The 5,695-nt window shown below is 60.8% G+C and carries 7 protein-coding genes; all 7 read right to left on the reverse strand.

What is annotated here, in order from left to right; all coding sequences use genetic code 11:
• Positions 1–20 precede the first annotated feature (20 nt).
• Entirely contained in the window at positions 21–1,418 is a 1,398-nt protein-coding gene (gene dnaB / locus OC610_RS20055) for a replicative DNA helicase (RefSeq protein ID WP_027911801.1), read from the reverse strand.
• Between the two features lie 117 nt (positions 1,419–1,535).
• Complete coding sequence (rplI, locus tag OC610_RS20060) at positions 1,536–1,982, reverse strand: 50S ribosomal protein L9 (RefSeq protein WP_003186385.1); 447 nt, start codon at positions 1,980–1,982, stop codon at positions 1,536–1,538.
• An 18-nt stretch (positions 1,983–2,000) separates the two neighbouring features.
• Complete coding sequence (locus OC610_RS20065; protein ID WP_264430149.1) at positions 2,001–2,894, reverse strand: YybS family protein; 894 nt, start codon at positions 2,892–2,894, stop codon at positions 2,001–2,003.
• 36 nt (positions 2,895–2,930) lie between these two features.
• Complete coding sequence (gene rpsR, locus OC610_RS20070) at positions 2,931–3,161, reverse strand: 30S ribosomal protein S18 (protein WP_002551829.1); 231 nt, start codon at positions 3,159–3,161, stop codon at positions 2,931–2,933.
• A 28-nt stretch (positions 3,162–3,189) separates the two neighbouring features.
• Positions 3,190–3,618 carry a 30S ribosomal protein S6 gene (gene rpsF, locus OC610_RS20075; protein WP_003186395.1) on the reverse strand — a complete coding sequence of 143 codons (429 nt, stop codon included), beginning with the start codon at positions 3,616–3,618 and terminating at the stop codon, positions 3,190–3,192.
• A gap of 304 nt (positions 3,619–3,922) precedes the next feature.
• Positions 3,923–4,684 (reverse strand): 23S rRNA (guanosine(2251)-2'-O)-methyltransferase RlmB, encoded by a 762-nt coding sequence (gene rlmB, locus OC610_RS20080; RefSeq protein WP_264430152.1) that lies wholly within the window; start codon positions 4,682–4,684, stop codon positions 3,923–3,925.
• The coding region (locus OC610_RS20085; protein ID WP_264430153.1) for an RNB domain-containing ribonuclease at positions 4,681–5,695 on the reverse strand (1,015 nt) is incomplete at its 5' end. The genes rlmB and OC610_RS20085, both read right to left, overlap by 4 nt.

The following is a 5,695-nucleotide window of genomic DNA, read 5'->3' on the forward strand; positions in this document are numbered from 1 at the left end:
AGCTGGATCAAGCGAACAGGTTATTCGTCGTCATCAAAATTGTAGCTACCCGGCGCCAGGTTCTCGAATCGCGTGTACTTGCCGATAAACGCCAGGCGGATAAAGCCGATCGGGCCGTTCCGCTGCTTGCCGATGATGATTTCGGCGATGCCCTTGTGCTCCGTCTCCGGGTGATACACCTCGTCCCGGTAGACGAACATGATGACGTCGGCGTCCTGCTCGATCGCTCCGGATTCCCGCAAGTCGGAGTTCACCGGACGCTTGTTGGGACGCTGTTCCAGGGAGCGGTTCAGCTGGGACAGGGCCACGACCGGACAGTTGAATTCCTTGGCCAGGGCCTTGAGGGAACGGGAGATCTCGGAAATCTCGTTGGTCCGGTTGTCACCGCTGGAACCGGGGATCTGCATCAATTGCAGGTAGTCGATCATGATCAGCGCGATGTCACCGTGCTCGCGCACCAGACGCCGGGTCCGGGCGCGCATTTCCGACGGGCTGATGCCGGCCGTATCGTCGATGAACAGCTTGCGGTCATTGAGCAGGTTGACCGCCGAGGTGAGGCGCGGCCAGTCGTCGTCTTCCAGTTGGCCGGAACGGACCTTGGTCTGGTCGATGCGCCCCAGGGACGAGAGCATACGCATGATCAGCGATTCGCCTGGCATCTCGAGGGAGTACACCAGGACCGCCTTGTCGCTGCGCAGCACGGCGTTTTCCACCAGGTTCATCGCAAAGGTGGTCTTGCCCATGGACGGACGGCCGGCGACGATGATCAGGTCGGACGGCTGCAGGCCGCTGGTCTTCTCGTCGAGGTCGGTGTAGCCGGTGGACAGGCCGGTGATGGCGTTGTCGGTGTTGAACAAGGTGTCGATGCGGTCGATGGCCTTGGTCAACAGGTCGTTGACGCTCACCGGGCCGCCGGTTTTCGGCCGGGCCTCGGCGATCTGGAAAATCTGCCGCTCGGCTTCGTCGAGGATCTCGGCGGCGGTTCGCCCTTCCGGGTTGAACGCGCTGTCGGCGATCTCGGTACTGATGCCGATCAACTGGCGCAAGGTCGCCCGCTCGCGCACGATTTGCGCATAGGCCTTGATGTTGGCGACCGACGGTGTGTTTTTTGCCAGTTCGCCCAGATAACCGAGGCCGCCGACCTGGGATGTCTGCCCTTCCTTGTCCAATTGCTCGGCCAGGGTCACGACGTCGATCGGCATGTTCTGATCGGCCAGACGGGCGATCGCACGGAAAATCAGACGGTGGTCATGCCGGTAGAAGTCGCCGTCGGAGACTTGATCGAGCACACGTTCCCAGGCGTTGTTGTCCAGCATCAGGCCACCGAGTACGGCCTGTTCGGCCTCGATGGAATGCGGGGGCACCTTCAGGGCAGCGGTTTGCAGATCGTATTGCTCGGGGGCGGTGATTTCGTTCATGGCCACGTCTGGTTATGAAAATCAGGAATTGCAGAAAGACAAAGGGCACGACCTGTAGACAGGATCGTGCCCGATGTTACCGGCAAGCACCCGAGGGTGCCAACCGACAGGTATTGCTTAGGCTGCTACCACGACAACGCGTACGGTGGCTTCAACTTCGGCGTGCAGGTGCACGGCTACGTCGAATTCACCTACGTTGCGGATGGTGCCGTTCGGCAGACGAACTTCGCTTTTCGCCACTTCAACGCCGGAGGCGGTCAGTGCGTCAGCGATGTCGTGGGTACCGATCGAACCGAACAGCTTGCCTTCGTCGCCAGCGGTGGCAGTGATGGTCACTTCCAGCTCGGCCAGTTGGGCAGCACGGCTTTCAGCCGATGCCTTACGGTCTGCGGCGGCTTTTTCCAGCTCAGCGCGACGCTCTTCGAACGCAGCCAGGTTGGCAGCGGTCGCAGCGGTGGCTTTGCCGAAAGGCAGCAGGTAGTTACGACCGTAGCCGGCCTTAACGTTTACTTTGTCGCCCAGGTTGCCCAGGTTGGCGATTTTTTCCAGAAGGATCAGTTGCATGTGAAAATCCTCTAACTTTTAACCTTCACCGTTCGCGTTGTCGGCGTCTTTCGGCGCCATACGACCGCGAAAATCAATCAGGCTGTCGACAATGGCCAGGACCACCAGCAACGGATAGATCAGCTGCATGAACAGCAACAACGTGACGTACAACCCCACCAGCCAGAACCTGGCCAGCCGCTTTTGCGCCACCAGCCCGTGAATCAGGGCCAGCGCGGCAAAGACCAGCGGTACGCTGCACAACGGCGTGAGCATCGCCATCTGCGGACCGAAGTTCGGCCCCAGAAGCATGCCCGCCAACAGCAACATCGCCAGCCCAAGCGGAAAGCGGATGGCGCGAAATTCGCGACCAAAACCACCCGGGTTGTACAACAACGCCTGCCAGTAGCGCCCGATAACCAGGCTCAGCACACTGACGATCTGCAACAAGGCCGCAATCAGTCCGGTCAGGACGGGGGCGATCAGGGACGCGAAACGCGCCTGCTCTTCTACCGACATCTGCTGGTAGAGATCACCGAGCGCTTCGGGCAGGATTTTTATCAAAGCCTGCGACAGCATCTCGATCTGGGGTTCGAAAGCCACCCCGAGCACCACTGAAAACACCACGCCTGTCGCTATGCTGACCAGCAGCACGCGGTTCCAGGATTCGCTGGCGCGCAACACCAACGCCAGCGCCGAAGTCCCCAGCAGCACCATGACGGCACGCGGGTCAGCGGCATACAACCACCAGAGCAAAGCCGGCAGCAGTCCCAGAGCAAGAACGCCCGAGGCGTCCCTCAATCCGCGCCGCAGGAGTACAAGACCCACCGCGGCAGCACCCAACCAATACAACAACGGCAATGCCGCACATCCAGCCACTACCAGAGTGGCCTGCACACGTCCCCGCATGATGAAGTCAGCTAAGGCACGCATGCATTCAATCCCTTACTACTTGTCGACTGCCCGGTCTCAGCGGCCGTGGCTGTCGGTGTAGGCCAGCAGGGCCAGGAAGCGGGCGCGCTTGATAGCGGTGGCCAGCTGACGCTGATAACGAGCTTTGGTACCGGTGATACGGCTTGGAACGATTTTGCCGGTCTCGGATACGTAGGCTTTCAGAGTGTTGAGATCTTTGTAATCGATCTCTTTCACGTCTTCAGCGGTGAAGCGGCAGAATTTACGACGACGGAAGAAACGTGCCATGTGATTGGCTCCTTAAAAGGTCCGTGGATTACTCGTCAGCGTTATCGCTGTTGTCGCTGTCGCTATCGCTGTCATCGCCATCGGCGCTGTCAGAGTGCTCAGGACGGTCGCGACGCTCACGGCGCTCACTGCGGTTTTCTTCAGCCTTGAGCATCTCGGATTGGCCGGTGACGGCTTCTTCGCGACGGATGACCAGGTTACGGATCACTGCATCGTTGTAGCGGAAGTTGTCTTCCAGCTCGGCCAGGGCCTTGCCAGTGCACTCAACGTTCAGCATCACGTAGTGAGCCTTGTGAACATTGTTGATTGCGTAGGCCAGTTGACGACGGCCCCAATCTTCCAGACGGTGGATTTTGCCGCCGTCTTCTTCGATCAGCTTGGTGTAACGCTCAACCATGCCGCCGACTTGCTCGCTTTGATCCGGGTGGACCAAAAAGATGATTTCGTAATGACGCATGAATGCTCCTTACGGGTTGTAGCCTGCCGCTCAAAAACGGTCAGACAAGGAGTGAATGACACTTATGGACTTGAGGACGCTAGACACATAAGTGCCTGCCATCACAGCAAGGGGCGCAATTGTAGAGAAGGGCCGAGGGCGGCGCAAGGAAATTGGTGATTATTTGAACAGCGCCGTTCCTGACCCTACACAAAACACTGTGGGAGCGAGCTTGCTCGCGATGACGGTGTATCAGTGACGCAAATGTCGACTGACACCGCCCTATCGCGAGCAAGCTCGCTCCCACATTTTGACCGCGTCTGGATCAGGGCTTTTTGGCGGCTGCCTTGGCGCCACGCTGGCGCTGGGCCTCGAACAGGCAGACGCCGGTGGCGACCGAGACGTTGAGGCTGCTGACGCTGCCGGCCATCGGCAGCTTCACCAGGTAATCGCAGTGCTCACGGGTCAGGCGGCGCATGCCCTTGCCTTCGGCACCCATGATCAGGATGGTCGGACCCGTCAGGTCCTGGTCATAAATGCTGACCTCGGCCTCGCCCGCCGTGCCGACAACCCACAAGCCGCGCTGCTGAAGTTTTTCCAGGGTGCGCGCCAGGTTGGTCACCGCCACCAACGGAATGACCTCCGCCGCGCCACAGGCCACTTTGCGCACCACGGGCGTCAAGGTTGCCGACTTGTCCTTGGGCACGATCACCGCCAGCGCACCCGCGGCATCCGCCGAACGCAGGCAGGCGCCAAGGTTATGAGGATCGGTCACGCCGTCCAGCACCAGCAGCAGGGGCGCGCCTTCGGTGCGATCCAGAAGCTCGTCGAGCATCGCTTCGCCCCACACCTGGCTCGGGCTGACCTCGGCCACGACACCCTGGTGCACGCCTTCGACCCAGGCATCCATTTCGCGTCGCTCGGCCTGGCCGACCGCAACGCGGTTTTCGCCGGCCAGTTCAACCAGGGTCTGGACGCGCGGATCGCTACGCCCTTCCGCCAGCCAGATCTGCTTGACCCGCTTGGGGTGATGACGCAGCAACGCTTCCACGGCGTGCACGCCGTAGATTTTTTCCAACTGACTCATGACTTGGCCTTGGGTTTACGTGCCCCGCCGCTCTTGGCTGGGGCCGAGCCCGCTTTCGGCGGGCCCTTACGGTGTTTGCTCGGCTTGCTGGCCGCCTTGTCCGGGGCCGACCGTCCGGCCTTGCTCCCGGATGCAGCTTTACCACCATTCTTGGCTTCAGCCAGCAACGCCTGTTTCATTTCACGGCTTTTGCGCAACTCGGCGTTCTTCGCCGCCGCATCGCTTGGCCGATAGGCTTCGACAGCTTTTTCCTTGGCCGGACCACGACGCCCCGACCGGGACGATGAAGCAGGCTCCTCGGACTTGCTGGCAGGCGCTGCGGTTTCGGCACCACGCTTCTTGCGACCGATCGGCGCGCTGATGGTTTTTTCCGCCATCTCGAAGTCGATCTTGCGCTCGTCGAGGTCGACGCGCATCACCCGCACTTCGACGGTATCGCCAAGGCGGAAGCTGCGCCCGGTGCGCTCGCCCGCCAGGCGGTGGTGCACAGGGTCGAAGTGGTAGTAATCGCCCGGCAGCGCGGTGACATGCACCAGGCCTTCGACGTAGATGTCAGTCAGTTCGACGAACAGGCCAAAACCGGTCACAGCGGTAATCACGCCAGGGAACGACTCACCGACGCGATCCTTCATGTATTCGCACTTGAGCCAGTTCACCACGTCGCGAGTCGCTTCGTCGGCACGTCGCTCGCTCATCGAGCATTGCTCGCCGAGCTGCTCCAGGGCGGCCTCGTCGTACGGATAGATACGCGCCTTCGGAATGGTCATCGCACCGGCACGCTTGACGTGCGGGGTGTTCATCTTCGAGTGGATCACGCTGCGGATGGCCCGGTGCGTGAGCAGGTCGGGGTAGCGACGGATCGGCGACGTAAAGTGGGTGTAGGCCTCGTAATTCAGGCCGAAGTGACCCTGGTTGTCGGCGCTGTACACCGCCTGACTCAACGAGCGCAGCATCACGGTCTGGATCAGGTGGAAATCCGGACGATCCTTGATGCTTGCCAGCAGCGCCTGG

Source organism: Pseudomonas agronomica, from assembly GCF_025917275.1.
GTDB lineage: Bacteria > Pseudomonadota > Gammaproteobacteria > Pseudomonadales > Pseudomonadaceae > Aquipseudomonas > Aquipseudomonas agronomica.